Annotated in this window: 25 protein-coding genes and 1 pseudogene; 20 read left to right on the top strand and 6 right to left on the bottom strand. The window is 38.1% G+C overall.

Annotation, left to right across the window (positions count from 1 at the left end; genetic code table 11):
* Window positions 1-29 precede the first annotated feature (29 nt).
* Complete coding sequence (gene ilvA / locus J576_RS15410) at window positions 30-1,577, bottom strand: threonine ammonia-lyase, biosynthetic (protein ID WP_170318178.1); 1,548 nt, start codon at window positions 1,575-1,577, stop codon at window positions 30-32.
* A gap of 101 nt (window positions 1,578-1,678) precedes the next feature.
* Between ilvA and rpiA the strand changes: the two genes are divergently transcribed.
* Together rpiA and J576_RS15400 are read left to right on the top strand one after the other, a co-directional pair.
* Window positions 1,679-2,350 (top strand): ribose-5-phosphate isomerase RpiA, encoded by a 672-nt coding sequence (rpiA, locus tag J576_RS15405; RefSeq protein ID WP_000061060.1) that lies wholly within the window; start codon window positions 1,679-1,681, stop codon window positions 2,348-2,350.
* The gene (locus tag J576_RS15400; RefSeq protein ID WP_002050669.1) at window positions 2,350-3,030 is read left to right on the top strand and encodes a YgjP family zinc-dependent metalloprotease; all 681 of its coding nucleotides are present in this window, start codon (window positions 2,350-2,352) and stop codon (window positions 3,028-3,030) included. The genes rpiA and J576_RS15400 overlap by 1 nt, the downstream gene beginning before the upstream one ends.
* Here the strand turns inward: J576_RS15400 and J576_RS15395 are convergent.
* Window positions 3,027-4,547: a hypothetical protein gene (locus J576_RS15395; RefSeq protein ID WP_002050648.1), complete on the bottom strand. Its 1,521-nt coding sequence runs from the start codon at window positions 4,545-4,547 to the stop codon at window positions 3,027-3,029. The genes J576_RS15400 and J576_RS15395 overlap by 4 nt on opposite strands.
* A gap of 183 nt (window positions 4,548-4,730) precedes the next feature.
* On the opposite strand from J576_RS15395, the gene argC reads away from it, so the two are divergent.
* The 6 genes from argC (at window position 4,731) to J576_RS15365 (ending at window position 11,175) form a co-directional block, all read left to right on the top strand.
* The gene (gene argC, locus J576_RS15390; protein ID WP_016805333.1) at window positions 4,731-5,786 is read left to right on the top strand and encodes an N-acetyl-gamma-glutamyl-phosphate reductase; all 1,056 of its coding nucleotides are present in this window, start codon (window positions 4,731-4,733) and stop codon (window positions 5,784-5,786) included.
* A gap of 75 nt (window positions 5,787-5,861) precedes the next feature.
* Window positions 5,862-6,620 carry a DUF6776 family protein gene (locus tag J576_RS15385; protein ID WP_079377015.1) on the top strand — a complete coding sequence of 253 codons (759 nt, stop codon included), beginning with the start codon at window positions 5,862-5,864 and terminating at the stop codon, window positions 6,618-6,620.
* 9 nt (window positions 6,621-6,629) lie between these two features.
* Window positions 6,630-7,043, top strand: a complete 414-nt coding sequence (gene clpS / locus J576_RS15380) for an ATP-dependent Clp protease adapter ClpS (RefSeq protein ID WP_001260033.1) — start codon at window positions 6,630-6,632, stop codon at window positions 7,041-7,043.
* Window positions 7,044-7,052: 9 nt separating this feature from the next.
* Window positions 7,053-9,329 (top strand): ATP-dependent Clp protease ATP-binding subunit ClpA, encoded by a 2,277-nt coding sequence (gene clpA / locus J576_RS15375; RefSeq protein ID WP_002050677.1) that lies wholly within the window; start codon window positions 7,053-7,055, stop codon window positions 9,327-9,329.
* A 3-nt stretch (window positions 9,330-9,332) separates the two neighbouring features.
* Window positions 9,333-9,695, top strand: coding sequence for a YnfA family protein (locus J576_RS15370; protein WP_025467870.1), 363 nt, complete (start codon window positions 9,333-9,335; stop codon window positions 9,693-9,695).
* Window positions 9,696-10,119: 424 nt separating this feature from the next.
* Window positions 10,120-11,175, top strand: a complete 1,056-nt coding sequence (locus tag J576_RS15365) for a 3-deoxy-7-phosphoheptulonate synthase (RefSeq protein ID WP_002050697.1) — start codon at window positions 10,120-10,122, stop codon at window positions 11,173-11,175.
* A 46-nt stretch (window positions 11,176-11,221) separates the two neighbouring features.
* Here J576_RS15365 and J576_RS15360 read toward each other — a convergent pair whose 3' ends face one another.
* Window positions 11,222-12,139, bottom strand: coding sequence for an alpha/beta fold hydrolase (locus J576_RS15360; protein WP_002050701.1), 918 nt, complete (start codon window positions 12,137-12,139; stop codon window positions 11,222-11,224).
* Between the two features lie 2 nt (window positions 12,140-12,141).
* Window positions 12,142-12,702, bottom strand: coding sequence for a PadR family transcriptional regulator (locus J576_RS15355; protein ID WP_002050679.1), 561 nt, complete (start codon window positions 12,700-12,702; stop codon window positions 12,142-12,144).
* 135 nt (window positions 12,703-12,837) lie between these two features.
* On the opposite strand from J576_RS15355, the gene J576_RS15350 reads away from it, so the two are divergent.
* The 4 genes and pseudogenes from J576_RS15350 to J576_RS15335 all read left to right on the top strand — a co-directional run bounded on the left by J576_RS15350 (window position 12,838) and on the right by J576_RS15335 (window position 17,206).
* Window positions 12,838-14,862: an NADPH-dependent 2,4-dienoyl-CoA reductase gene (locus J576_RS15350; protein WP_002050632.1), complete on the top strand. Its 2,025-nt coding sequence runs from the start codon at window positions 12,838-12,840 to the stop codon at window positions 14,860-14,862.
* A gap of 69 nt (window positions 14,863-14,931) precedes the next feature.
* Complete coding sequence (locus tag J576_RS15345; RefSeq protein WP_002050709.1) at window positions 14,932-15,339, top strand: nuclear transport factor 2 family protein; 408 nt, start codon at window positions 14,932-14,934, stop codon at window positions 15,337-15,339.
* Window positions 15,340-15,376: 37 nt separating this feature from the next.
* Window positions 15,377-16,093 carry an SGNH/GDSL hydrolase family protein gene (locus J576_RS15340; RefSeq protein ID WP_002050682.1) on the top strand — a complete coding sequence of 239 codons (717 nt, stop codon included), beginning with the start codon at window positions 15,377-15,379 and terminating at the stop codon, window positions 16,091-16,093.
* 19 nt (window positions 16,094-16,112) lie between these two features.
* Window positions 16,113-17,206 (top strand): annotated as a pseudogene (locus J576_RS15335) (YheT family hydrolase).
* 189 nt (window positions 17,207-17,395) lie between these two features.
* On the opposite strand, the gene J576_RS15330 reads toward J576_RS15335, so the two are convergent.
* A complete protein-coding gene (locus tag J576_RS15330) occupies window positions 17,396-17,884 on the bottom strand; it encodes a hypothetical protein (RefSeq protein ID WP_002050668.1) in 489 nt (162 codons plus the stop codon).
* 223 nt (window positions 17,885-18,107) lie between these two features.
* On the opposite strand from J576_RS15330, the gene pyrG reads away from it, so the two are divergent.
* The 3 genes from pyrG to eno are packed head-to-tail and all read left to right on the top strand — an operon-like array spanning window position 18,108 to window position 21,968.
* A complete protein-coding gene (pyrG, locus tag J576_RS15325) occupies window positions 18,108-19,745 on the top strand; it encodes a CTP synthase (RefSeq protein ID WP_002050609.1) in 1,638 nt (545 codons plus the stop codon).
* A gap of 30 nt (window positions 19,746-19,775) precedes the next feature.
* On the top strand, window positions 19,776-20,633 hold the full coding sequence (gene kdsA, locus J576_RS15320; protein ID WP_002050694.1) for a 3-deoxy-8-phosphooctulonate synthase: 858 nt from the start codon (window positions 19,776-19,778) through the stop codon (window positions 20,631-20,633).
* Between the two features lie 45 nt (window positions 20,634-20,678).
* Window positions 20,679-21,968 (top strand): phosphopyruvate hydratase, encoded by a 1,290-nt coding sequence (eno, locus tag J576_RS15315; protein WP_002050727.1) that lies wholly within the window; start codon window positions 20,679-20,681, stop codon window positions 21,966-21,968.
* 95 nt (window positions 21,969-22,063) lie between these two features.
* On the opposite strand, the gene J576_RS15310 is transcribed toward eno, so the two are convergent.
* A complete protein-coding gene (locus tag J576_RS15310; RefSeq protein ID WP_025467871.1) occupies window positions 22,064-22,741 on the bottom strand; it encodes a DUF421 domain-containing protein in 678 nt (225 codons plus the stop codon).
* A 287-nt stretch (window positions 22,742-23,028) separates the two neighbouring features.
* Between J576_RS15310 and J576_RS15305 the strand changes: the two genes are divergently transcribed.
* The 5 genes from J576_RS15305 to J576_RS15285 form a co-directional block, all read left to right on the top strand.
* Window positions 23,029-23,757: a sulfite exporter TauE/SafE family protein gene (locus J576_RS15305; protein ID WP_002050721.1), complete on the top strand. Its 729-nt coding sequence runs from the start codon at window positions 23,029-23,031 to the stop codon at window positions 23,755-23,757.
* Window positions 23,758-23,989: 232 nt separating this feature from the next.
* Window positions 23,990-24,379: a cell division protein FtsB gene (gene ftsB / locus J576_RS15300; protein WP_004701341.1), complete on the top strand. Its 390-nt coding sequence runs from the start codon at window positions 23,990-23,992 to the stop codon at window positions 24,377-24,379.
* Entirely contained in the window at window positions 24,345-25,061 is a 717-nt protein-coding gene (gene ispD / locus J576_RS15295) for a 2-C-methyl-D-erythritol 4-phosphate cytidylyltransferase (RefSeq protein ID WP_002050693.1), read from the top strand. Before ftsB ends, ispD begins: the two co-directional genes overlap by 35 nt.
* Window positions 25,062-25,410: 349 nt before the next feature.
* A complete protein-coding gene (locus tag J576_RS15290; protein ID WP_017394060.1) occupies window positions 25,411-26,082 on the top strand; it encodes a 3-oxoacid CoA-transferase subunit A in 672 nt (223 codons plus the stop codon).
* A gap of 18 nt (window positions 26,083-26,100) precedes the next feature.
* Window positions 26,101-26,360, top strand: a 260-nt coding sequence (locus J576_RS15285) for a CoA-transferase (RefSeq protein ID WP_033855642.1), incomplete at its 3' end; no start/stop codon positions are given.

The raw sequence follows: 26,360 nt of genomic DNA, 5'->3' as shown, positions 1-26,360 counted from the left end.
AATTTGTCAGCTTTTTTATAAAACAAAGATTATTTCAAGAAACGTTTATAGCCCACATTGTCAGTAATTTCTGCGTATGGATAGCTAATTTGTTCTAGGGTTTCAATTAAACCATCTGGATTTTGTTTGGCATCTGTTGCTTGTAAGCCAACCAATACACGGCCTTCTGCAGCACCATGGTTACGGTAATGGAACAGCGTAATATTGTGGGTTGGACCTAAACGAGTTAAGAAGGTGAGTAATGCACCTGGACGTTCAGGGAATTCAACACGGAACAATCTTTCATCATCTAGATTAGCATGACCGCCAATTAAATAACGAATATGCAATTTAGCAACTTCATCATCAGATAAATCATCTACAACATAATTTTGCTGTTTAAGTTGTTCTAAAATTTCATGACGTTCAGCGTCACCACCTTTTAAGCTAATACCCACAAAAACTTGTGCTTCTTCTGTGTTATTTGCACGGTAGTTAAACTCGGTAATATTACGGCCCTGTAGAGCACGGCAGAAACCTAAGAATGCGCCTTTTTCTTCAGAAAGTGTCACCGCGTAAATTGCTTCACGTTGTTCACCGAGCTCAGTACGCTCTGCAATGTAACGTAAGCGGTCAAAGTTCATGTTGGCACCGCAAACAATCGATACCATGTTTTTACCGCTAATTTTATGCTCCGCTACATATTTTTTAATACCAGCTAGGGCCATTGCACCTGATGGTTCAACAATGCTACGGTTTTCATCAAAAGTATCTTTAATTGCGGCACAGATTTCATCTGTATTAACAGTAACAATGTCTGGATCAACAATTGGGCCAGAGTTATCTGATTTACGAAGACGAACAATATCAAACGGCAAAGCACCAATTTGTGCAACAGCAGTACCATCTGCAAATAAACCTACATGTGGCAAGATTACACGTTCATTGGCTTCAAGTGCTGCTTTTAAACATGCAGACTCTTCATATTCAACACCAATGACTTTTACATGTGGTGCAACTTCACCTAAGTAAGCTGCTACACCCGCAATTAAACCGCCACCACCTACAGCAACGAACACGTATTCCACATCGCGCCATTGGCGCAATATTTCATTTGCAATAGTACCTTGACCAGCAATAACCAATTCATCGTCATAAGGAGGAATAAAAACTAATCCTTCTGCTTCGGCACGCTGCTGAGCGTATTTATTTGCAATATCAAAGCTATCACCATGTAATACAACTTGCCCACCTAAACGCTTAACTGCCTGAACCTTAATATCAGGAGTAGTACTTGGCATAACAATAATTGCAGGAATTCCTAAACGTTGACCAGACAATGCTACGCCTTGTGCATGGTTGCCAGCAGATGCGCAAATTACACCACGTTCAAGCTGTTCTTTTGGTAATTGGCTAATACGGTTATAAGCACCGCGTAATTTAAAAGAAAAAACCGGTTGTAAATCTTCACGCTTAAAACGAATTGTATTATTTAATTTTTGACTAATTCGTGGAGCTGCTTCGAGAGGTGTTTCAATTGCAACATCATAAACCGTTGCTTGTAAAATTTGTCGTACCACACGAGACAGCATGTTCATCTTCCCTATAACAGTTTAAAATAGGAAATTATTGTAGCAAACCCTTGTGCATTTGCGCCGTTTATTGGCGCATAAATGTCAAAAAATAGTTGAGTGATGTAATGAGCCTATATGCAACCCAAGATGAAAAGAAACAAGCCGCTGCGAAAGCTGCTTTAAAACACTTACCCAAAGGTGGCATTTTGGGAGTAGGAACCGGTAGTACTGTAAATTTTCTAATTGACTTATTGCCTGAACTACAATTAGAAGCAGCAGTAGCAAGTTCTCAAGCAACAGCAGACCGTCTTAAAAAATTAGGTATCGAAGTGGTTGATATGAACCATGTAGGCAGCCTTGATGCTTATGTTGATGGTGCAGATGAGATTGATCGTCACATGCATATGATTAAAGGCGGCGGCGCAGCATTAACTCGTGAAAAAATTGTAGCTTCAATTGCTAAAAAATTTGTATGTATCGTTGATGATTCAAAATGGGTTGATCAACTTGGTCGTGATTTCCCATTACCAGTAGAAGTGATACCAATGGCGCGCTCTGCTGTAGCTCGTAAATTGGTTAGCTTAGGTGGTGATCCGGTTTATCGTGAAGGTGTGGTAACAGATAACGGAAACGTTATTTTAGATGTATTTAATTTGAACATCTTAAATGCAATTGATTTGGAAAAGACAATCAACAATATTCCGGGTGTTGTGACTAACGGTATTTTTGCGTTAAATCCAGCAACGATTGCAATTGTTGCAACAAATAATGGTATTGAAGAGCGTACTGCACAGTAATGTCTGTGGAAATGCCAGAAATTAAAATTGTTCGTCACGTAAGGGCAAGAAAATTGCGCTTACGTGTTGAGCCTGCGTCTATACGACTTACTGTCCCGCTATTTTGTAGTAAGAAACAAATTCAGCAGTTTTTGGCTCAGTCTGAACAATGGTTGATCGAGACATGGAATAAACAGCACCACGCTCAATCTACCTCGTTTGCGATTCCTTCAGAAATTTCTTTTTTTAATAGAGAGCAGCCTTTTCAAATTGTTGTACAGAAGCAACATCGCATTTTTCAATTTGATTGGGAAAATAATCGTTTATTTATTAAAGACCAGCAAACCTATCAAGCTTTACAAAGCGCCGTTATTGCTTATGCCAAACAAGAGTTACCAGCACTTTTGTCAGAGCTTAGCCAAAAAACTCGGTTGAGTTATGCAGAGTGTGCTATCCGACGTCCTAAAACTCGTTGGGGCAGTTGCAGTAGTCAACATAATATTATGCTGCATGCAGGTCTGGTTCTTATGCCTGCTCAAATTACTCGTTATGTTTGCATTCATGAATTAGCTCACACCAAACACTTCGACCATAGTCCTGCATTTTGGGCCGAAGTTGCAAAGTTCGACCCAAACTATATGCAGCATCGCAGACAATTAAAAGGTAACCCATTGCCTGCGTGGTGGTATGTGACAGCTTAGCTAAAGCTACATTCTAATTGTGTTGTTTGTAAGACATCTGGTGCCTTGCGGCTATCAAGACCAGCTTGAGCACTGACAATCTTATTCGCTTTAATATGTAGCTGTATAAAATTATATTGCTGTGTTGAATTGTTAGGTTCGGATGAACTTGAGTTAAGTAAGTAGCTATAACTTGCAGCGTCGGTTTGCAGTAAATTATCTGTACTATCTGCGCTTAAGGCTGAGCGATAACTTAGTGAACCTTGAATTAACTCAATTTGGCCATTAGCACGGAAATTAAGTTGGCAACCCGATGCGCTGTTTTCATAGTGACCAACTAAATAGTCCGTAGCAGGCAGTTTAGGGTCAGATATATTGATGCTAGTTAAGCCTTGTTTACATGGATAAGCCGAACCATTACAACTTGTTGTAATACCACTAAATCCTACGGCACGTCGGTAGTCACCAGCACCATCTATACGGAAAAAGTCAGTTGTATTTCCAGAAGGCACAACTCCAGAATAGAGTTTTTTCTGCAAAAGAACATATCCTGTTTGATCTAAACTGGACTGACTTTGTGCATCTGCTAGTTGCAATGTGGCAGCTTTTAAATTGGTAGCAAAATAATCGCGAGTCGCTTTTTGATTGGCTGCTATGTCCAAAAGCGTATTTTTTACAGGGTCAATATTATCTGGCGATGGACTAAAAATAGATGTCATGGTTGTATTGTCACCATTAAGCTTTTTGCCATCTAAATATCCATCTTTTAAATCAGTGGCAAGACTATTTGTAAGTTCTTGATATGCATTGGTACTACCATGAATCGTATTCCAGTATTGTAAATATCCGAAACTCAGATAGCTATCTACATAAGTACTAGGTTGTTTTGTTGAATACTGTAATAAATTTAGTACAGTCAGCGGGCTAGCTGGGCTTAAGCTTGGAATGGCAGCATCTTTAAACGCACTAATAAGAGCGGTGTAAACATCTTGAGAAGCCAAATCAACATGTGATTGTTCAATACGGGTCGGGTCTATCGTTTCTTGTGGAAGTTGGCCTGAACGAATTACGGCACGCTGATAAATCGCTTCTGAACTTGGACTAATCGGCTGCGTTTTATTGCTTATTGAACTTGGAGTAATAAAAGCGTGATAGACGCCAGAAATGTTCTCATATTTAGAATTAATTGGATCAAATACCTGAGATGAGGCTTGAGTTGTGACTTCTACTCGATAAAGCCGATTCAACTTGGTACTTGGAAGTTTAATATTATAACTTGTTAAACTGGCAACTTGGGTATCAATCAAAATACTATTGTCGGTATTGTCATAGACTTTGAGTTGCACATTGCGCATTTCGACGGGGGTTTTAAGTGTAAAATCTGTCGTGACTTCAGGAGTTGGCACAGTCGGTGTCGGAGTGCTAGATGAACCTCCACTACTACTGCCACCACCACATCCAACAAGGGCTGCGCTTAAAATTAAAGTACTAAGGCCGAGATAAGTGCACAACTTTGTTTGTTTTGATTGATCAAGCATCCTAGCTCTCCACAAATGAATCTGGTATTTATTTACTGATATTTGTTTGGTTCTGACAGACCAGCAAGTGCTATGTAATTAACGCTAAAAAATAAAAAAATTAAAATTACCAAGCATGAAATGGTTTTGTAAGCCTGGACATCCTGTCATACTACCGCAAGTATAGATTCAATATTTGAGGTAATGCACGTGATTTCTGTCGGAATTGTTGGTGGAACTGGTTATACAGGCGTTGAACTATTACGTATTTTATTACGACATCCAAAAGCGCAGGTTCGAGTTCTTACTTCACGTACAGAAGCAGGCAAACCAGTTGCTGATATGTTCCCAAACTTACGTGGACATACAGATCTTCAATTTTCAGATTTAAATATTGATGCATTAAAAGAATGTGATGTTGTATTTTTTGCAACTCCACATGGTGTTGCAATGCAGCACGCAAAAGATTTGATCGAGGCTGGAACTAAAGTTATTGATTTGGCAGCAGACTTTCGTTTACAAAATCTTGAACAGTTTGAAAAATGGTATGGTATGGAACATGCGTGCCCAGACGTGCTAAAAGATTCTGTTTATGGTTTAACCGAGTTAAATCGTGAAAAAATTAAGCAAGCTCAAGTCATTGGTAATCCGGGTTGTTACCCAACGACTGTTCAACTGGGCTTGGCTCCACTTTTAAAATCAGCACAAGCATTAATTGAAACAAAGAATATTATTATTGATGCAAAATCTGGTGTTTCTGGTGCTGGTCGTAAAGCAAGTTTGGGCATGATTTACAGTGAAAATGCGGATAACTTTAAAGCTTATGGTGTTGCGGGACATCGCCATCATCCTGAGATTGTAGAAGCTTTGGAAAATATTGCAGGCGAAAAAGATGTTTTTGAAGGTCTTTTGTTTGTTCCACACTTAGTACCGATGATTCGAGGTATGTTGAGTACAATTTACGTGGACTTGACAGAGGCGGGGAAACAAACAGATATACAAGCTTTGTATGAAAACTTCTATGCAAATGAAAAATTTGTAGATGTCATGCCTGCCAATAGTTCACCTGAAACACGTAGTGTACGTGGGGCAAATGAATTACGCATTGCTTTGTATAAACCACAACCAAATAAACTCATTATTTTGGCCGCTCAAGATAACCTTGTAAAAGGAGCATCTGGACAAGCTGTACAAAATATGAATCTTATGTTTGGCTTTAATGAAGATGAAGGCTTACAAGGGATTGGTTTATTACCATAAAAAACTCTTTTTTGCTTCACACACATTTAAATTTCGATTTAAATGTGTGTCTTGACTCTGATCTTAAACACTGAGATGACGATGCAAAACTCGGAACAGACGACTTCTGTAGAAAGTTCGTTGCAAAAGAAAAAATTTTTAAACACCAATAAGCCTTTGTTTATTGGTGCTGCTATTTTAATGAGTGGTTGTTTTGCGCTCGGCTATACAATTGGGCACCGTCAAGGTTTAACTGTTGTAGGTTACGATGCAGATGCAGAGCAATTGGTTGAAGTAGTGCAAAAACAAAAAACAGCGTTAGATGCAGTTAACAAAAGCCTGAATGCTGCTGTACAAGAGCGTGATGTTGCTGTTACAAATGCAAATGACTTGTTTACAGCACTTAATCAAGCCAATGCTGATAAAACGCAACAAGAAGGTATGAGTAATATCTACCGTGAAATTTTAAGACAACGTGGTGGATTAAGCTTAACCATTCAGGATTTGGCAATTAAACCGTTACCAGAAAACGCTTATGAATATCAGCTTGATTTGGTGCAGGTGAGTCCAAATAAACGCCGTGCTTCAGGTTCAGTTGAAATAAGACTGATTAAAGATACTGAAGTCTTGGTTGTGCCACTTGAAGATAAGAACTTTAACTTCACTGATTTTGAGCGTTTGACTGGCCGATGGACAATGCCTAAGGGCTTCACACCTCAGTATATTGAAGTACGTTTAATAGGTGGTTCTGAAACACCAGTGATTAAACGTTTTAGTTGGCAGCGCGGTAAACCTGTCGAAACACCTTCTGCTTTTGTTGCAGAAATTCCTCAAGCTGAAGCAAATTCACAATAGTAACATCATATGCGAACAAATAAGCGTCAAACAAATTTAAAAGATATTAAGGCTTCTTTTCAGCAGTCTGGCTATGTCGATTGGCACTTCAATCCACGCTTAAGTGATTCGCAAAACGAAGATCATGACGGAGAGGTTGTTGTTCAAACAGCACCTCCCGAACTCAAGCGTCCTCCTTTATATGCGGTAGTATTATTGAACGACGATTACACGCCAATGGACTTTGTAATTGAAATTTTACAACAATACTTTGCAATGAATCTTGACCAAGCAACTCAAGTAATGCTAACAGTACACTATGAAGGTAAAGGTACTGCCGGGGTATATCCAAGAGACATCGCGGAAACCAAGGCAAACCTTGTTAATAATTACGCTCGATCGCAAGGTCATCCATTACTTTGCCAGATTGAGCCTAAAGCATAAGGGGGTCACATGCTCAGTCGTCAATTAGAAGTATCATTACGTTTGGCTGTTAGCATGGCTCGTCAAAAGAGACATGAGTTTCTTACAGTTGAACACTTACTATTAGCCTTACTCGATAACGATTCGGCTGTGAATGCATTAAAAGCATGCGGCGCTGATATCGTTTCTTTACGTAAAGAATTAGAAGAATATGTAGAACAACATACTCCTAAGCTTGGCGAAAATAGCGAGCAAGCTCCACATCCAACAGAAAGTTTTGACCGCATTTTGCAACGTGCAATTTTCCATGTGCAATCAAGTGGTGGTGATCGTACTGTTGAAGGTGCGGATGTTTTGGTCGCAATGTACTCAGAGCGTGATTCTTTTGCTGTTTATTTACTTAAACGTCATCAAATTAATCGACTTACTTTGACTCAATATTTGTCTCATGGGACACGTAAAGACGAAGTGCAGGTTGAAGAAGAAGTTGAAGACATTGAGGGTGAAAGCAACTCAGGCAATGCTGGGCCATTAGAACTTTATACGCTTAATTTAAATGTTGAAGCGCAAAAGGGTAAAACTGACCCACTCATTGGTCGTGAAAAAGAAATTGAGCGTACAGCACAAATTCTTTGCCGCCGTCGCAAAAACAACCCATTACTAGTCGGGGATCCAGGGGTAGGTAAAACTTCAATTGCAGAAGGCCTTGCATGGCTCATCGTAAATGGTAAAGCACCAAAACCACTTAGCAACGCAGAGATTTATAGCCTTGATATAGGTGCATTGGTTGCTGGTACAAAATACCGTGGTGACTTTGAAAAACGTTTAAAACAACTGTTAAATGCTTTGAAGAAAAATCCAAATGCGATTTTATTCATTGATGAAATTCATATGATCATTGGTGCAGGCTCTAGTATGGGCAGTACAATGGATGCATCGAATCTTATTAAACCAGCATTGGCAAATGGTACTTTACGTTGTATCGGTTCAACGACTTTCCAAGAATATCGTCAGGTATTTGAAAAGGATCATGCGTTATCTCGTCGTTTCCAAAAAATTGATGTAAATGAACCAAGCATTTCTGAAACTATTGATATTTTACGTGGCTTGAAAACGAAGTTTGAGGATTTCCACCACGTACAGTATGACGACAAAGCTTTAGTTTCTGCGGTTGAGCTTTCTGCGAAATTTATTAATGATCGTTTCTTGCCGGATAAAGCGATTGATGTCATTGATGAAGCAGGTGCACAACGCCGCTTAAAAGCAGAAAGTGAAGACAGCTTAATTACTGTAGAAAATATCGAAGACATCGTTTCTAAAATTGCGCGTATTCCGCCTAAGACAGTGTCTAAAGATGATAAATCAGTACTTGAAAATCTTGAGCGTGACCTAAAACGTGTTGTATTTGGTCAAGATGAGGCAATTACTGCATTGGCTTCTGCAATCAAGTTATCACGTGCTGGTTTGAAATCACCAGACAAGCCTGTTGGTAGCTTCGTCTTTGCTGGTCCAACGGGTGTTGGTAAAACGGAAGTCACTAAGCAATTAGCAAAACTTTTAGGTGTAGAGCTTGTCCGTTTCGATATGTCTGAATATATGGAACGTCATGCTGTTTCTCGCTTAATTGGTGCTCCTCCAGGTTATGTCGGTTATGACCAAGGTGGTTTGCTCACAGATGCGATTCATAAAAATCCGCATTGTGTTTTATTGCTCGATGAAATTGAGAAAGCACATCCAGATGTGTTTAACCTGTTGTTGCAAATCATGGACCATGGTGCGTTAACTGACAATAATGGTCGTAAGTCAGACTTCAGAAATGTCATTATTGTATTGACGACAAACATTGGTGCAGAAAGCATTTCTCGTGCAAGCATTGGATTTACTGAGCAAGACCATAGCTCGGATAACCAAGAAGCTATGAAGCGTGCATTCTCTCCAGAGTTCCGTAACCGTCTAGACAGTGTTATTCAGTTTAAAGCTTTACCAACCACAGTGATTGAATCTGTAGTTGATAAATTCTTAACAGAATTACAAGCACAGTTAGATGAAAAACGTGTAGTTCTAGATGTAGATCAAAGTGCGCGTGACTGGTTAGCAACCAATGGTTATGACCGTTTAATGGGTGCTCGCCCAATGCAACGTCTCATTCAAGAACACTTGAAGAAACCATTAGCTGAAATGATTCTGTTTGGTGAACTTGCAGATCATGGTGGTAATGTGGCGGTATCAGTGAAGAAAGAAGATGGCAAGGCAGTTGGTCTAAAACTTGAAGTTTTTGAAGATCACCATACGGCAGAACCAGCTTAATTTATGTTAATTGATAGTCTTTCTATAACCCGAATACTTAGTGTGTTCGGGTTATTTATTATTACTGCGATCGCTGAGATTTTAGGCTGTTACTTTCCTTATCTTATTTTAAAAGAAGGGAAGTCTGCTTGGTTGTGGATCCCTACAGCCTTAAGCTTAGCGATCTTTGTTTGGTTACTTACATTACATCCAGCTGCTTCTGGGCGCATTTATGCGGCCTATGGCGGTATTTATATTTTTACTGCACTCATGTGGCTTCGTTTTGTCGATCAAATCGCTTTAACGAGATGGGATGTTTTAGGTGGTTTTATAGTGCTTTGTGGTGCAAGTTTGATTATTTTGCAGCCGCAAGGATTAATTCGCTAATAATGAAGTGAGCAATTAAATTTTAACTAAAAAATAAGAAATTTTTTCGCAAAAAATACTTGTCAAATTCATCAACAATGCGTATTTTAGATTTAAGGAACATTTTTTAATATTTGAGATAAAGATGTTAAATCAATCTGTGAATTCTAACGCTTACTTTTATTTCTGGCAATTTAGATAGTTGCCTGAGCGTATTCGGGCACGAAAGTTGCCCATCACAGTTAATACCTGATCGGCAACCCCGCTCAGGTTTTTTTATGCTTTATCTTTTTCAAATCGAGGAACTCAAAATGAACAACATGACTTATTCATACTTTAGCAACTTTTATTGGTTTTACTTTTGCCTACCTTTGCCAACGAATAGATCCAAAACGCTCAAATAAATGATCGGACTGATTCGGTTTCAGTCCAAAGGAAAAGACCAATGAATGCTTTAAATACTTTACTAACTCAAAGTAATACAAAAGAAACACCAGTTAGTTTACCTCTCCAGTTAAAAGCTAAATATCCGCTTGTGCAGACCTTCGCACGTCAAATTGCAGAACACCGTCAAATTATTCAAAATATTCTTGCTGGTAAAGATCAGCGTTTAATGGTTATTACAGGACCATGTTCAATTCATGACCCAGTTGCGGTTCTTGAATACGCAGAAAAACTGCAAAAATTACAAGAAAAAGTTAAAGATCAAATATTCATTGTGATGCGTGCTTATATTGAAAAGCCGCGTACAACTGTAGGTTGGAAGGGGTACATGTATGACCCAAACCTTGATGGTTCATCTAATCTACAATTAGGTTTAGAAAAATCGCGTGAGCTATATTTACAAATTATTGAAAAGGGTTTGCCGATTGCGAGCGAAATTCTAAGTCCAATGGCAACAGGTTATTTTGATGATTTGTTGGCTTGGGGCGCAATTGGTGCGCGTACCAGCGAGTCTCAAATTCACCGTGAAATCTCAAGTCATATGCCATACAGTATTGGTTTCAAGAATGGTACGGATGGCTCGATTCAAATTGCTTTAGATGCTATCCAATCTGCACAAAATGAGCATCAATTTTTAGGTATGAATCAGCAAGGTTTGCCTTCAGTGATTCAGAGTGCTGGAAATCCATTGCCACACTTGATTTTACGTGGAGCGAATCATGGTCCTAATTATGATTTGGCTTCAATTCAGGCAATTAGAGAAAAGCACAAACAAAACCTACCTGCCTTAGTTATTGACTGTAGTCATGGCAATAGTGGTAAAGACCCTTTACGTCAGCCAGAGGTTTTGCAGCAAATCGTTGCTGAACGCTTAAAAACTCAGGTGAAGGGTGTCATGATTGAAAGTCATTTAGTTGATGGTAATCAGAAAATTTCGTGTGAAATGACTTATGGTCAGTCTGTGACAGATGGTTGTTTAGGATGGGATAAAACTGAACAACTTTTGTTAAATGTTGCTGAAGAGTTAAAAGCAAATGAGTTAGCTCATTCAGCTTAATGATTTATGGTTTAAAAAAGGATCTGTTTTTGCAGATCCCTTTTTTTTATGAAGCATGTTTGAGTTCGGATAAAAAAGTAGTGATTTCATGCCCGAATTTTTTTGGCTCGGTTAATAATGGCGTGTGGCCAGAACGCTCGAAATAAATTGTTTTTGCATGTTCGACACTATGTGCAATCAGTGTCTGACCAGTTTCTGGATAGAGTGTTGAATTACGGCCAATAAAGAAAGTTGTTGGGCACTGTAATTGTTGCAATGCCTCACGATAGTCTTCATTGTGAAAAAGATAATTTTCGACGTACCAAAATAAGTAGTCTAAGCGTTGAATCGGTAATAAGTATTTCTGTAAAAATGGCTGTTTTAACGCAGTTTTAAAAACAAATGGACTAAAAGGATTGCTACTTTGCAATTCAATAAAATCTACCCACAAACGTACCAATTTTTGACGGTCTGGAAGTGATAACTCATAAAGATATTTAGCATTTTTATGTTTTGATAATAATTGATAAATATCATTGAGTAATTGTTTAAATTGGGCATGTAATGGTCCGAATAAACCATATTGCCATGTCGCATCTACAGATATTTTAGGCGTTTGATCAATATGTAAATAAGCTTTTAACTGCTGAGCAAGATGAGCATGCTTCATACCATGCATTGCAGTGGTAGCACCCATTGAATAGCCCATTAAAATAAAGTGATCAAGTTTTAGTTGTTCAATTAAATGAGCGACATCTTGCCAGTGGCTTGATATAGCATCTTGCTCGGGAATAGCACAGTTTTTTGAACCGCCAAAACCACGCCAGTCAGGAATAATAAATTCATATTCTTTACGATTTGCGTAGATAAACGGTAGCCATTGCCAACTTTGCATACCTAGACCAGATAATACTAATACTGGTTCACCACGACCAACACGGCGTACAAATAATTTTTCCTGATCGGGCATGGTGTAATAAGGCATGGTTATTCTCCAGATGCGTTATCTTGAGCAAAAAGTTTTAATTGTGGGATGACCTGTTCTAACCACTTGATCCACTCAGTTTCCATAGTGATACCGAGTTCCAAGATCATTTTGTGGATATATAACACTCGATTATTCAAGTCATCACTATCTTTAAAATCTTTATCGTAAATATTTTGGTAAAGCTTAAGCTTTTCTTGGTGTAAGCCAAGATGTCGTAACAGTTCGGGTAATATTTGATTATTGCCCAATTGTGCCTCGGCACGCAATCTTACCATTAAGTCATCTCTAAGCTGAGCGGGTTCACTTTGCTGTGTCATCCATGAGGCCAGTTCTATACGCCCAAGTTGTTCGACTTGATAAGTTTTTTTTCGGCCGCTATCCATCTCATTTTCTAAAGTAGAAACCCAGCCTTTTTTTAGCATGTTATTGAGTTCACGATAAATTTGCTGATGTGTGGCATTCCAGAAAAAGCCCATAGAGCGGTCAAAACGGCGAGCGAGTTCAAAGCCAGTGCTTGGACGTTCTAGTAAGCTGGTTAGTAAAACATGGGGAAGTGACATGGCAATCCGTTTGTAAGCAAAAGTAAAGTGTGACTCATAAGATTATGCAACATGTTGCATAAAAGTCAAAATTTGATTATAAATTTGTGCAACAAGTTGCATTAAGCAAGCAGATTAGCAAGCCAAGGAGTTGTTATGTCGTTATATCCACATTTATTAAAACCATTAGATTTAGGTTTTACGACATTAAAAAATCGCGTATTGATGGGGTCTATGCACGTTGGTCTAGAAGAAGCGCCAGGTGGTTATGAGCGCATGGCGGCTTTTTATGCGGAACGTGCTAAAGGAGATGTTGGTCTTATTGTTACTGGCGGTATTGCACCTAATCAGGCAGGTTTAACCTTTGCTCATGCTTCTAAGCTAGATAGCACAGAAGAAGCCGAAAAACATAAAGTCATTACCGAAGCTGTACATGCTGCTGGCGGAAAGATTGCTTTACAGATATTACATACGGGTCGATATTCTTATCAGCCAGAGATTGTTGCACCTTCGGCAATTCAAGCACCGATTAATCCAATTAAACCTAAAGCAATGACTTCTGCAGAGGTTCAACAAACGATTGATGATTTTGCAAACTGTGCGAAGCTTGCTCAATACGCTGGATATGACGGCGTTGAGATTATGGGTTCTGAAGGTTATTTAATTAATGAGTTTATAGCAGCAAGAACAAACCATCGTGATGATGAATGGGGTGGTAGCTATGAAAACCGTATTCGTTTTCCTATCGAGATTGTAAAACGTACACGTGAAATAGTCGGTGAAAACTTTATTATTATTTACCGTTTATCAATGCTTGATTTAGTTGAAGGCGGATCTACTTTAGAAGAAGTGATTCAACTTGCTAAAGCGATTGAAAAAGCTGGCGCTACGATCATTAATACGGGTATTGGCTGGCATGAAGCTCGTATACCAACAATTGCCACTAAAGTTCCAAGAGCTGCATTTACTTGGGTCACTGAAAAATTAAAAGGTGAAGTTTCCGTTCCATTAATTACCTCAAACCGTATTAATACCCCAGAAATGGCTGAACATGTATTGGCATCGGGTCATGCAGATATGGTTTCAATGGCACGTCCAATGCTTGCAGATCCTGAGTTTGTTTTAAAAGCAAGTGAAGGTCGTAGTGATGAAATCAATACCTGTATTGGCTGTAACCAAGCGTGTCTTGATCATATTTTCTCTATGAAAATCGCAACATGTCTAGTTAACCCTCGCGCATGTTATGAAACAGAACTTATTTTTAAAGAAGCACAAAAACAGAAGAATATCGCTGTCATTGGTGCAGGACCAGCAGGTTTAAGTTTTGCTGTATATGCGGCAGATCGTGGACACCAAGTTAAAATCTTTGAAGCAAGTCATCAAATTGGTGGACAGTTTAATATTGCTAAAACTGTGCCTGGTAAAGAAGAGTTCTACGAAACACTACGTTATTTTAATCGTCAAATTGAATTACGTCCGAACATTGAACTTGTATTAAATCATAAAGCGACTTATGAAGAGTTAAGCCAATCAGACTTCGATGAAATTGTAGTTGCAACAGGTGTAACACCTCGTCAATTACAATTTGAAGGTATTGATCATCCAAAAGTACTGAGCTACTTACAAGTACTTAAAGAGCGTGTACCAGTAGGTCAACGTGTTGCCATTATTGGGGCAGGTGGTATCGGTTTTGATACAGCTGAGTATCTAACCCATGAAGGTGAAAGTGGTAGTTTAAATCCAGAAAAATTTTATGAAGAGTGGGGTATTGATACTCACTATGAACACGTTGGTGGTTTAAAGCAGCCGAAAGTTGAAGCTTCTGAACGAGAAATCTATTTGTTACAACGTAAAGCTTCTTCAGTAGGTGCGGGACTAGGTAAAACGACTGGTTGGATTCACCGTACAGGGCTTAAGAACAGAAATGTGAAAATGTTGGCAGGCGTACAGTATGACAAAGTAGATGATCAAGGACTTCATATTACTGTTGATGGAAAACCAACAGTGCTTGAAGTTGATAACGTAGTGATTTGCGCAGGCCAAGAATCATTTACTGCAATGTATGACCAATTAAAAGCAGATGGTAAGAATGTTCATTTGATTGGTGGTGCTAAAGAAGCCGGTGAGTTGGATGCTAAACGTGCTATTCGTCAAGGTGCTGAACTAGCAGCGGTTCTTTAATGAGTTAAGTGAGTATTATCTTAATTAAGAGAATGCTCACTACTAAAACCAATTTGAAGGAAAAGAAAAATGACACTTGAAACAACTAAACAGTCATTAGAAAAATGGCACCACATGATTCAATCAAACGACTTATCGAACTTAAATGATTTGCTGGCAGATGAAGTCGTTTTCCGTTCACCAGTCGCTTATAAACCTTATGAGGGAAGACAAGTTGTTTTCTTTATTCTTACTAATGTGATTCAAGTATTCCAAAATTTTACCTATCACAGAGAGTTTTACACAGAAGATGGTGAAAATGTAGTACTGGAGTTTAGTGCGAATGTAGGTGATAAATCATTAAAAGGGATTGACATGATTCGTTTTAATAAACAGGGTAAAATTATTGATTTTGAAGTAATGATTCGTCCAATGAGTGGTTTAGCTGCATTAGCTGAGCAAATGGGTATAAGAATAGCTCAATTTAAACCTCAATAATTTTGTTAAATAGCCTAAGAGTATTGAGATATATAAAATGTGGTTAAAACTTTCAACATTGCTTTTATTGCCCGTATTATTTGTACAAGGTAGTAAAGTTCGAAAGAACACGCCACGTTTAGCAGAAGCCAAAGGTGAACGAGAAGGTTGTATTGGTCAAGGCAAGCCTTTATCCATGCTTATTTTGGGAGATTCTGCTGCAGCAGGTGTTGGTGTAGAAAATCAGAAAGATGCTTTGTCTGGTGCTATTATTCAAGAACTGCAAAATGAATTTTCCCTGCAATGGAAACTTCATGCTAAAACTGGTGATACAACTCGACAAGTTTTTAATGCTTTACAGCATTTAGATGAGCGGAAGTATGATGTGATTGTGACATCTATTGGTGTAAACGATGTTACTAAATTAACTTCTGCTAAATCATGGATTAAACAACAGAAGCAATTATTTGAGCACATACAGAAACGTTTTCAGCCAAAGTTGATTATCGTTTCTGGTGTGCCTCCAATGCAACATTTCCCTGCTTTACCCAATCCACTAGCTTGGTTATTTGGGCAATATGCAGAGCAAATGAATCAAAAATTACAACAATGGTTAGCACCGCAGAGCCAGTTTAAGTTTCTTCAATACGATATTGAAAATTTTCAAGCCATGAATTTGACAATGGCAAGTGATGGTTTTCATCCAAGTAAAGAAGTTTACGCAATTTGGGGAAGGCAGGTTGCTGCTTTAGTGCGGCAATCATTTAACTCATAGTCAGAGGTAGTCATTGGACATGGGCATATCTGTTTTAGTAAAATTAAAGATTTCGGTTCAGAGCTGTTTGATTTAGTGTTAGGTGCTGAGCATCCAAAAGTTTATTATGATCCTCAAGGGCAAATAAAAGATGTGTTGGAGAAGCTTCCTCAACTCAAACAGAAATATCGACCTACGCCTTGGTTAACCAACAGTCATGTCCATTTACTCTATTTTGATCTTATTAGAAAACAGACAATAAAGTTGGCATATGACCGAATTGATCAACTCACTATGAGTGATGGTGGGATTACCGCTATAGCTTGGTATGGATATGATTTACCGGCAGATACTCCAACAATTGTAATTATGCATACTATTACAGGTACGCCTGAAAGTATGCGTGAGTTAGTACGTGATTTGAATCAATATACAGGCTGGCGAATTGCACTATGCCTGCGCCGTGGGCACGCAGGTTTGCCAATGCCTGTGCCGCAAATTTCTCTTTTTGGATCTACTAGTGATTTAAAAGAACAGCTTAACTATATTCAAAGTTTATTTCCGACATCAGATTTATATGCAGTAGGTTCTTCAGCAGGTACTGGCTTGCTTGTTCGTTATTTAGGTGAACAAGGCGAAGATACACCTTTTAAAGCTGCTTTTGCGATGTGCCCGGGTTATAACACGGAAATTGGTTTTAAAAATGTTCATCCTTTTTACAGTAAAATGATGACGAAAAAACTCTTCAAGTATTTTATTTATCCGTATCAAAATACGTGGAGCAAAATAGCATCTTTAGAAAAAGTCTTATCGACGACCAATTTAGAAGAATTTGAAAAAGAATACTTTGAAATGGCAGGTTTTCAAGATTACGAGACTTACTGTAAATCTATTAACCCGATTTATGTGTTTGAAAATATCAAAATTCCATTAATGATTCTTAATGCAGAAGATGACCCTGTTTGCTCTATTAAAAATTTAGAACCTTATAAAGAGCCAATTCAGCAAATGAGTACTGTTGCTGTAGTCACAACTAAAAAGGGAAGTCATTGTGCATTTTATGAAGGATGGCGCAGTACGTCATGGGCAGCACGTCTTATGTCTGATTATTTTCTAATTGAACGAAATAAATAGATAATTATTGAATATATAAGTGAAGCTCAAATTTTGGGCTTTATTTTTATATCTTAAAATAAGAGCGGTATTGCTTCATTTTTCCAAGTGTTTGAATTGAAATTTAAATGAATTTAATCTGTTTTTATTATGAATTTTGTATAAATGCCCAAATCAAAAAATTAATTTGGGCATTTATAAAACAGAAGCTTAGTTTTTAAGTGCTGGTGTTGCAGCAGCAATTGCAGCAGCAACTGCGTCATCTTCTGTCTTCGCAGGCTCAGTTGCCTTAGCTGGTTTAGACTGAGCCTTTTCAGGTTTAGGTTCTGCTTTAGGCTCAGGTTTTTTTTCAGGTTTAGGTTCTACCTTTGGTGTCTCAGATTTAGGTTGTTCAGCAACTTGTGTCTGTGAAGATTCAGCAGAATGCGCAGGACGGGTTTCTCGGCGAATTTCAGTTGTAGTATTAGTTGTTTCTTCACGTTCAACTTCAACTTGTGGTTGCGCTGGAACTTGAGCTTCTTGATGAGTATCTACACTCTCTAAAGATTCAAATTTTGCAGGCTTCTCTGGTTGAGGTTCTGAAACAGCAGTTTCAACCTTGTCTTGCTCTTCTTCTTTCGGTGTCTCTTTTTTAACGCATGCGGTTAACAATAGTCCAGCCGCAATTGCAGCACAGATTAAAAGTTTTTTATTTGCCATTGCCCTAAACAACATTTAATTGAGGAATTGGCATTATAACAGTAAATAGCAATGAAAAAATCATGTCAGATTGAGCTAATTTTTTATTAAAAATGCTGATAGAATAACCAGTTGTTTATTGTTCTTTGAATTGATGCGGTTTGACTTTGCTTTATAGGGGCAGAGTACAGTAAAATTGCCAAACATTGTAGGCCGATTTCGGCTTGATTGTACGAGAAACTTAATGACCCATTTTATTTTTGTCACTGGTGGTGTGGTTTCATCGCTAGGTAAAGGTATTTCTGCTGCTTCTGTTGCTGCACTTTTGGAAGCTCGTGGCTTAAAAGTCACAATGGTTAAAATGGATCCTTATATTAATGTCGATCCAGGGACAATGAGCCCATTCCAGCATGGTGAAGTTTTTGTTACCGAAGATGGTGCAGAAACCGATCTGGATCTGGGTTATTACGAACGTTTCTTACGTCGCGCGAAAATGACCAAACTAAATAACTTCACTAGTGGTCGTGTATATCAAGACGTTTTAAATAAAGAACGTCGTGGTGATTACTTAGGTGGTACAGTTCAGGTTATTCCTCATATTACCGATAATATTAAAGAACGTGTTCTTCGCGCAGGTGAAGGCTACGATGTTGCTATCGTAGAGATTGGTGGCACCGTAGGTGATATCGAATCTTTACCGTTCATGGAATCGGTTCGTCAGTTAATGGTTGAGCTTGGTCATAAACGTACCATGCTTATGCATTTAACTTTATTGCCATATATTAAGTCGGCAGCAGAGTTAAAAACTAAACCAACTCAGCATTCTGTAAAAGAGTTACTTTCAATCGGTATTCAGCCAGACATTCTTATCTGCCGTACTGAATATGATGTAGATGTTGATACTAAACGCAAAATTGCATTATTCACTAACGTGGAAGCACGTGCTGTAGTGGTATGTAAAGATGCAAAAACGATTTATCAAATTCCACGTACCTTCTATGAACAAAACGTTGATGATCTAATTTGTGAGCGTTTTGGATTTAATGATCTTCCAGAAGCAAATCTAGAAGATTGGGACAATGTAGTCGAAGCATTACTGAACCCTGAATACACTTTACGTGTAGCTATGGTTGGTAAATATGTTGAGTTACCAGATGCTTATAAATCTGTAAACGAAGCATTGTTACATGCGGGTATTAAAAATCGTGTAAAAGTACAAATTGATTATGTCAACGCTGAAGAGCTTGAAAGCCAAGACGTATCTATTTTAAGTACAGCTGACGCAATTTTAGTACCAGGTGGTTTTGGTGAACGTGGTACTGAAGGCAAAATGAAAGCTATTCAATACGCACGTGAAAATCGTATTCCTTTCTTAGGAATCTGTTTAGGTATGCAATTGGCAGTTATTGAATATGCTCGCCATGTTGCAGGTATGCCAGAAGCATCTTCTACAGAATTTAACCGTTCTACAAAATATCCACTCATTGGTTTAATTACTGAATGGTTAGATGAGCGTGGTGAATTACAACAGCGTAGCCTTGAGTCTGACTTAGGCGGAACAATGCGTTTAGGTGCACAAAAATCAGAATTGGTTGAAGGCACAAAAACACGTGAAGTCTACGGAAAAGCTGAAATCACTGAGCGTCATCGTCATCGTTATGAAATGAATAATCGTTTCATTGAGGCGATTGAAAAAGCGGGCATGAAGATTTCTGGTTATTCTTCAGCACAACATTTGGTTGAAACTGTAGAAATTCCTGACCATCCTTGGTTTATTGCTGTACAATTCCACCCGGAATTTACAAGTTCACCACGTGATGGACATCCATTATTTGCTAGTTTTATTGACGCTGCAAAAACACAGCATCAAAAAAGTAAGTAATGCGATTTTAAATAAACTGGGAAAGTTTAAATGCCACAATTAAAACCACAAGAAGTTGTACGTTTAGGCGATATACAAATGGCAAATCATTTGCCATTTGTATTATTTGGCGGAATGAACGTACTTGAGTCAAAAGATTTAGCTTTTGAAATTGCTGAAACTTATATTGATATTTGTAAACGCCTAGATATTCCTTATGTATTTAAGGCGAGCTTTGATAAAGCAAACCGTTCTAGTTTGCATTCATTCCGTGGTCCTGGACTTGAAAAGGGTATTGAATGGTTAGGTGACATTAAAAAGCATTTTAATGTTCCAATTATTACCGACGTTCACGAACCATATCAGGCAGCACCAGTTGCCGAAGTCGCTGATATTATCCAGCTTCCAGCTTTTTTAAGTCGTCAAACTGATCTTGTTGAAGCAATGGCTAAAACCCAAGCTATTATCAACATTAAAAAAGCACAGTTTTTAGCTCCTCATGAAATGCGTCATATTTTGCATAAATGTTTGGAAGCTGGAAATGACAAACTTATTCTTTGTGAGCGTGGCTCAGCATTTGGCTATAACAATTTAGTTGTAGATATGCTTGGCTTTGACATCATGAAAGAAATGAATGTACCGGTATTCTTTGACGTGACTCATGCTTTACAAACTCCAGGTGGTCGTTCTGACTCAGCTGGCGGTCGCCGTGCTCAAATTACAACTTTGGCGCGTGCTGGTATGGCAACAGGTTTAGCGGGATTATTCCTAGAGTCTCATCCAGATCCAGACAAAGCAAAATGTGATGGACCATCTGCATTGCGCCTGTCGCAGCTTGAGCCATTCTTGGCACAACTAAAAGAATTGGATACTTTAGTTAAAGGATTCAAAAAGTTAGATACTCATTGATGCAGGAACTTGCATCGCGTTATTCATTCAACTGAGGAATTGTTCATGAGCCAAATCGTTGACATTCGTGCACGTGAAATTTTGGACTCTCGTGGTAACCCAACCATCGAAGCAGACGTCATCTTAGAATCTGGGGTGGTTGGTCGTGCATGTGCACCATCTGGTGCTTCAACTGGTTCTCGTGAAGCTTTAGAACTTCGTGACGGTGACAAATCACGTTACTTGGGTAAAGGCGTTCGTACTGCTGTTCAGAATGTAAATAGCTCAATTCATGAATTGCTTGTTGGTCAGAGTGTTTTTGATCAAAAAGCACTTGATGAAAAAATGATTGCATTTGACGGTACTGAAAACAAATCTAAATTAGGTGCGAATGCAACTTTGGCAGTATCTTTGGCAGCAGCTCACGCAGCAGCAGCTGAACAAAAACTTCCATTGTTCCAATATATTGCTAACTTACGTGGTCAAACTACTTTGACTATGCCTGTACCAATGATGAACATTTTGAACGGTGGTGCTCACGCAGACAACACTGTTGATATTCAAGAGTTCATGATTGAGCCAGTTGGTTTTACTTCATTTGCTGAAGCATTGCGTGCTGGTGCAGAAGTATTCCATTCTTTGAAATCAGTTCTTAAAAAACAAGGTTTGAATACAGCTGTAGGTGATGAAGGTGGTTTTGCACCTAACCTTCGTTCAAACGAAGAAGCAATTACTGTAATTCTTCAAGCAATTGAGCAAACTGGTTATAAAGCTGGTTCAGATTTGATGCTTGCACTTGACTGTGCATCTTCAGAATTCTACAAGAATGGTCAATATATTCTTGAAGGTGAAGGCAACAAGTCTTTTACAAGCAATCAATTTGCTGATTACTTAGCTGGTCTTGTTAAGCAATATCCAATTATCTCTATTGAAGATGGTTTAGATGAGTCTGATTGGGAAGGCTGGAGCTATTTAACTTCAATTCTTGGTGATAAAATCCAATTGGTTGGTGACGATTTATTCGTAACTAATCCTAAGATTTTACAACGTGGTATTGATGAGAAAGTAGGTAACTCAATTCTGATCAAATATAACCAGATTGGTACATTGACTGAAACTTTAGATGCAATCTACCTTGCTAAAGCAAATGGTTACACGACTGTTATTTCTCACCGTTCTGGTGAAACAGAAGATTCAACTATTGCTGATTTAGCAGTTGGTACAGCAGCAGGTCAAATCAAGACTGGTTCACTTTGCCGTTCTGACCGTGTTTCTAAATATAACCAATTACTTCGTATTGAAGAGTTGACTAAAGCGGTTTACCGCGGTAAAGCTGAGTTCAAAGGTTTAAACTAATCTTTTGAATAATACTTTGCTGATTTAAATATTGATGACAAATTAATATTTAAAATATAAGTGCTATTTCTTTTTTGGGAATAGCACTTTTTTATTTATCCTAAACGTCGAGTTTTTAAAGATTCAGCCCAACTATGATGATGACAGCGAGAACATTCTTGGTCGAGTTTGTTTAAAATTTTTGTTTCACCGCATTTCATACAAGAATAAAAAGTATTAATTTTAAGTACATCAGCTTTGTGGTAAGCATCTGGAAATAAAGGAAGTCCCCATTTAACGTCTTCATCTTCATAATAAAGCAAACTCAAAATACCATCAGATTCAAGTAAGGCTGTTCGGACTTGACCTAAATGCTCTACATTTTGTTGGCGCATTTCCGAGAAAAACTCGTCATGAGAATATGTTTGTTTCTGGAAATCTTTATAAACTAAGAGACCGTCCTTAACGACACAGAGAGCTCGTCCTTCTAATAAATTTTCAATTTTTTTATTTTTTACCATACCCCAAGTAACGAGGCGGTATAAAGAAATAATAGCTACAAAAGCAACAAATGCATGAGCAATAGGTAAGTCTTTAGTAAACATAGGATCGCCAGCAGCAGATCCTAAACATAAAATAATAGCCAGTTCGAATAAGGAAAGTTGTCGAATACCACGTTTACCAGATAGTCTTAAAAAAGTAATGATGATAATAAACATCACAGTACATCGGATTAAAATTTCTAAAACAAAGGTCCAAGTTGTGTCACCTATAAAAATGTTAGAAAGATCCATCTTCTTCTCACTTATTAAAATATGTATCAAAAATACATTTAAAATTCTTATCAAAATGTAAAGCAAAAAAGTATACTTTTTTAGGTAGTTATTGGTTAAAAATATAAGAAATATGTGATTTTATATAGCTTCAAATAAAAATTTAATAAGTTTTATAGGGCTAATCGCATAAGTAATTAAGTATTTTAAAATGCAAATTTTAAATACTAAAACAGAACAGAGCTATAGTACGATTTTAAAACCTAGACTATTGTAGACTCTTAAGAATAATTATTTTGGTTAGGCCTATGATCTATGTAGCACTTGCTGTTATTGGGGTTCTATCAGGACTGATTAGTGGGGTAGTAGGGACTGGATCATCTATTATTTTGTTGCCTATACTTTCTTATATTTTTGGGGCGAAGCTTGCAGTACCTATTATGGCAATTGCCGCAATCATGGGTAATATTTCACGTGTAGTGATGTGGCATAAAGATCTTAATATTAAAGCATTTCTGTTGTTTACGAGTCTGGGCATACCCGCAACGATACTGGGAGCCAATACTTTATGGGTTATGTCACCGATATTATCCAACTTATGTATAGGTTTCTTTTTCTTTTGCTTAATACCGATTAGGCATTATGCCAAACGCCATAGTTTTAAATTTAATTCATGGCAAATGATAGTCGCAGGTGGAGTGCTTGGCTATATCACTGGTGTAGTATTCTCCACAGGTCCATTATTACTTCCGGTTTTTAATGGTTTTGGTTTAACTAAGGGAGCTCTCTTGGCAACAGAGGCGGCAGCTTCATTTGGAATTTACGTAACAAAAAGCTTAACTTTTGGTGCGCTAGGTGTTTTACATAAAAATATTTTAATTGCGGGAGTTGCGGTTGGTTTTTCTTTAATTATTGGTAATTATATTGGTAAAACATTTGTAATAAAGATGTCTGAGGAAACTTTTAATTTATTGCTAGATTGCATGTTGGCGGTTGCTGGTTTTTCTATGATATTTGCAGTTTTTACTCATTCTTAAGAGTAACTTTTATATACATAGATTGATTTATAAACAGTTGTGTTTATAAACATTATTTTCCTTTCCAATTGAGTTTAATTTTGACAAAATGAAACATGTTACGATGGTCAATTTAAAGTAATATGATCATTCATCGTTTTGCAGGAATTTTGCAGGAATTTTGCATGTCGCTTGTAAATTGTCATACAATACAAAAACTTAATAAAAGTTTTTAATTAAAGCTCTTAATGCTATGTTAGAAGTATTTCGATCCACTTCAAGCAAACTTATATTGCTACTGGTTATTGTTTTAGTAGCTATATTGCAATATCAGTTCTGGTTAGGTGAGGGTGGTTATTTTCCTCATCAAGCGCTTATGCAACAGATCCAACAGCAAGCCGAAGTAAATGATGAGCTTAAAGAGCGAAACCGCATTTTGGCAGCTGAGGTTTTTGACCTAAAAAACGGTACAGAAGCAATAGAAGAGCATGCTCGTCTTGATCTTGGTTTAGTTAAGCCTCATGAAACATTTGTTCAAATGAGTACAATTAGTACCAATTATAAGCCTATTTATATTGACCCGAACGCTAAAGTAGATTTGGAAACTAATGAGACACCTCCATCGCCAGACATCCCAGACTAAATTATGGGCAGTTATCCCTGCTGCTGGTTCGGGAAGTCGGTTCTCCAAAACTGAATTAAAGCAATATCAATACATTCAAGACGCTACTGTTTTAGAACATACGGTTAAACGTTTAAGTCAACTTCCATTAAGTGGCTATGTTTTAGCAATTGGTGCACAGGATAATTTTGCCTCGACTTTAGCTTTTCAGGATAAATATAAGGCTCATTTTTGTAATGGTGGTGCTGAACGTGTGCACTCAGTATTAAACGCTCTAAATTATCTATTGCAGATAGCGGATGAGAATGACTGGGTATTAGTACATGATGCTGCACGACCTTGTGTGACTTTTGAATGTCTTAGTGCTCTTGTTAAAACCGCAGTTGAAACAAACCAGAGTGCTATTTTGGCAATTCCTGTACGCGATACGCTAAAACAAGTAACTAAACAACACCAAATTGATAAAACTGTGAGTCGAGAACTTTTGTGGCAGGCTCAAACTCCCCAAATTGCTAAAATTGGCATGCTTAAAAAAGCAATAGAAACAGCATTAAAAAATAATTTGACCATTACCGATGAGGCGAGTGCACTTGAATCTGTGGGCGAAAGTGTACAAGTGGTCATGGGGCGCTCTGATAATATAAAAATTACTTATCCTGATGATTTGGAACTTGCTCGTTTAATTTTACAATCACAGTCTTAAGGTTTTATATACAGTGCTGATGGTTATTTTATTTATGAAATAGCCTAAGCAAATATGTTGTTTTATACATATCTATGCAAAATTATTGGTATTTTTTTACAACTTGAGTTTATAAGATAGATTAAGTAATTTAATGAGATAATGTTCGATAGTCGAACAAAAAAATCCTAAATCGAACAAAACTATATATAGCTTACTAGATCAAAATACGAAAATTATCAAAAATGATTAAAAGGGAAATCTAAGGGAAACACTCGGGATTGAGTGAAATATTTATCTATTCTTCTCGCCTCAGTGTGCCTAACTCTCTTACCTATCTCTTCTTCAATGAGCACAATGGAGTTGTCTAATGATTGACAAAAGTAAGTCCTCACTAAGCGAGGTTCTATCGCAGATTAAAGATGGTGCAACCATACTGATTGGTGGTTTTGGTACCGCAGGACAACCCGCTGAACTCATTGACGGTCTGATTGAACTCGGTGTTAAAGACTTAACCATTGTGAGCAACAATGCCGGTAATGGTGACTATGGTCTGGCTAAACTGCTTAAGGCCGGTTCAGTAAAAAAAGTGATCTGTTCTTTCCCACGTCAGTCAGATTCTTATGTGTTTGATGAACTATACCGTGCCGGAAAGGTGGAACTTGAGGTTGTACCGCAAGGTAATCTGGCTTGTCGTATTCAAGCTGCCGGTATGGGTTTAGGTGCTGTATTTACTCCAACAGGCTTTGGAACTCTTTTGGCCGAAGGTAAAGAAACCCGTGAGATTGATGGTAAAGATTACGTACTTGAATATCCGATCAAGGCTGACTTTGCCCTGATTAAAGCCTACAAGGGCGACCGCTGGGGCAATCTGGTTTACCGTAAATCTGCACGTAACTTTGGCCCGATCATGGCCATGGCTGCTGATGTCACTATTGCCCAGGTTTCTGAAGTGGTTGAGCTGGGGGGATTAGACCCTGAACACATCATCACCCCAGGCATTTTTGTACAGCATGTTGTACAAGTACAGCCCGCACAGTAAGCAATAAGGAGAAATAACATGAGCTACCAGAAACTCAGCCGTGACCAGATTGCACAACGTGTGGCACAAGATATTCCCGATGGCGCCTATGTAAACTTGGGCATTGGCTTACCGACTAAAATTGCCAGCTACTTACCTAACGATAAAGATATTTTCCTTCATTCTGAAAATGGCCTATTGGCATTTGGCCCACCACCAGCTGTAGGTGAAGAAGACCCTGAACTGATTAATGCGGGTAAAGAGTTTGTGACCATGCTAGAAGGCGGCAGCTTTTTCCA

This window comes from Acinetobacter sp. 766875 (assembly GCF_000582055.1).
GTDB classification, from domain to species: domain Bacteria; phylum Pseudomonadota; class Gammaproteobacteria; order Pseudomonadales; family Moraxellaceae; genus Acinetobacter; species Acinetobacter nosocomialis.
The sequence above is the reverse complement of the archived record's forward strand: the minus strand, read 5'-3'. Positions and strand labels throughout refer to the sequence as shown.